This is a genomic window from Streptomyces sp. NRRL S-920 (assembly GCF_000717945.1).
GTDB lineage: Bacteria > Actinomycetota > Actinomycetes > Streptomycetales > Streptomycetaceae > Streptomyces > Streptomyces alboniger.
The window spans coordinates 1-2,061 of the sequence record NZ_JODF01000131.1 but is presented as its reverse complement, the minus strand read 5'-3'; the positions used below and the strand labels follow the sequence as shown (position 1 = coordinate 2,061).

Here is a 2,061-nt window from a genome sequence, read left to right as displayed (position 1 = left end):
TCTGAGCTTGTCGTTTAACGTTCGTCTGCTTCGGCATCAGAGGCCATCGATGTCCGGAGGAAGCGTATCCATCGTTGGCAGACCTCGTGGGTGACGGGTTCGAACAGCTCGGGAGTCGAGATTTCAGCGAGGAACTGGGTCAGCAGGTCCTGGTGTTCTTCATCAACATGCACCTGCTCTTCGAAGTGCACGGCCTGTGCCCAGTCGACGAGCTGGCCGGGGCTGGCGAGCCCAGTGGTGACCCTTTCCGCAGCAGCAACGGCGTGGCCGCGACGGAACGTGACAGCCGATGCCGGTTCGCCGTGCCGGGCATTTTTGATGAGTCCAGAGAGCTCACCGTCCCACTGCACGAGGTCTTCAAGGGGCCGGCTTCCGTTCGCGTCCATGTTGCCCATCCTGCTTGACCGCATGGTCATCGGGCAGTGACGGTCGCCAGTCAGCTCGGAACGGACGTGACACGTCGGGGTCTGGTGCCGATCTTGTGGTGGGCGGGTCGGCTGAACGCTTCGCCGGTGGCAAGGACTCTGCCCACGTCGTGACGGGTGGCTGGACGGCGATTCTTCGAGCCCGGTGGCCTGCCTGGCCCGGGCCGGGACGGTTTCGGTGCACCGGCTGGAGACCCGGTCTTCGCGTGTAGGTTCCTGAACCCTCTGCGGACACGTGCGGGCGTGAGCCTGTTCGGCTCGGTCGGCTTCTCCCAGGGCCTGCGGAGGTCGGTGGCCAGCGGTCGGGCGAGCCGGAGCTGGGCATAGGCGGCGATCACGAGCCAGGTCCACCGGTCGGCCGCTTCCGAGCTGCGGAGTCGGGGCTTGGTCCAGCCAAGGGTCTGTTTGAACAGGCGGAATGTGTGCTCGATGTCGAAGCGGCGGAGGAAGGACTGCCAGCAGCGGTTCACGTCGTCCGAGGTGGCACCGGTGCCCGACCACCACAGCCAGACCGGCTTGTTGACCCCGCCGCTGGGCAACTTCTCCACGATCAGCCGGATGACGGTGCCCTCGATGATGGGCAGTGGGCCGTCGTGGTCGAGCCATGCGGCCCGGCGGGTGAGCCGCGGGTGTAGCCGGTCCCACGCCTGCGCGTTCGCCTCCCCGTAGAGCCGGGTGTCCGTGATCGTTACGGCCTGTTCGGTGCCCCAGGTTGCGGAGTCGCCGAATACGAACTCGCCGCCGTGCTTGGGCGGCCGACCGCCCTTGGGATTGGCCAGGTGGAACTCTTCGCGGGAGGGCGTCGGACGACGCATTACCCGGTTCGAACGGAGCCGGCCGAGGATCTCGACGGGCAGGCCATCCAGCAGGTGGGCGATGCGCGGGGCGTCGTATCCGGCGTCCAGCACGACCAGGACCTCCGGGTCGCCCAGCGTCCACTGGCCGGCGGCGACCAACCGCTCGACGACCTCACGGATCTGCACGGTGGTCACCGCGGCGACGTCGGCGCCGGGTTCCAGGCGGACCGCGTCCAGCACCGCCGTCCAGGACGTGCGGCCGGTCTCCAGCGCCGCCACCACCGAGTACGGCCAGCCGGGCACCATTTGGTGCTTGCCCTCACCCCGCCCGAAGGTGTGGCAAAAGGCCCGGTCAGCACACGTGCTGGCGTCCGGTCGCAGCCATGGCGAGACATCCACCGCCAGCACGAGCCGACCGTCCGCCGCCCTTGGCAAAGGCACCCCAGCCAGGGTCCGTCGCAGCCGGGCGACTTCGATCCGGCCCTGGTTGAGTCCGCCGTACAGGGCTCCGTGCCCACGGCGGTGTTCGGGAGCGAGCGCGAGATCGACCAGTGTCCGCACCGGCCCGTCCGTGCACAACAGCGCGTCGCACAGCTCGAACAACGCGTCGCCCCGCGCGGTCAGACACGCGTACAGCTCCGACCGGAAGTGTGATACTTCCGCGAACGCATCCCGCAGGACACCCTGATGCACCAAACTCACGACCACGGCCTTCGCGCTGATCCACTCTGTGACGGAGCACAGGATCAGACGAAGGCCGCCTACACGTCCGCCGAACTGCGAAAACGCTGATCAAGTTCTAGTCGCGTTCGACGCCGGTCGTTAAATGACAAGCTGAG

The 2,061-nt window shown here is 67.3% G+C and carries 2 protein-coding genes; both read right to left on the bottom strand.

Annotated elements, in window-relative coordinates; all coding sequences use genetic code 11:
- Nucleotides 1-14: 14 nt before the first annotated feature.
- Nucleotides 15-386 (bottom strand): hypothetical protein, encoded by a 372-nt coding sequence (locus IG54_RS41080; RefSeq protein WP_078594984.1) that lies wholly within the window; start codon nucleotides 384-386, stop codon nucleotides 15-17.
- 50 nt (nucleotides 387-436) lie between these two features.
- Nucleotides 437-1,924 (bottom strand): NF041680 family putative transposase, encoded by a 1,488-nt coding sequence (locus tag IG54_RS0137095; RefSeq protein ID WP_234336489.1) that lies wholly within the window; start codon nucleotides 1,922-1,924, stop codon nucleotides 437-439.
- Between the last annotated feature and the right edge of the window lie 137 nt (nucleotides 1,925-2,061).

Excerpts from the sequence above, each read along its gene's own strand:
- IG54_RS41080 (WP_078594984.1), bottom strand. The coding sequence starts at position 386 with ATGGACGCGAACGGAAGCCGGCCCCTTGAAGACCTCGTGCAGTGGGAC.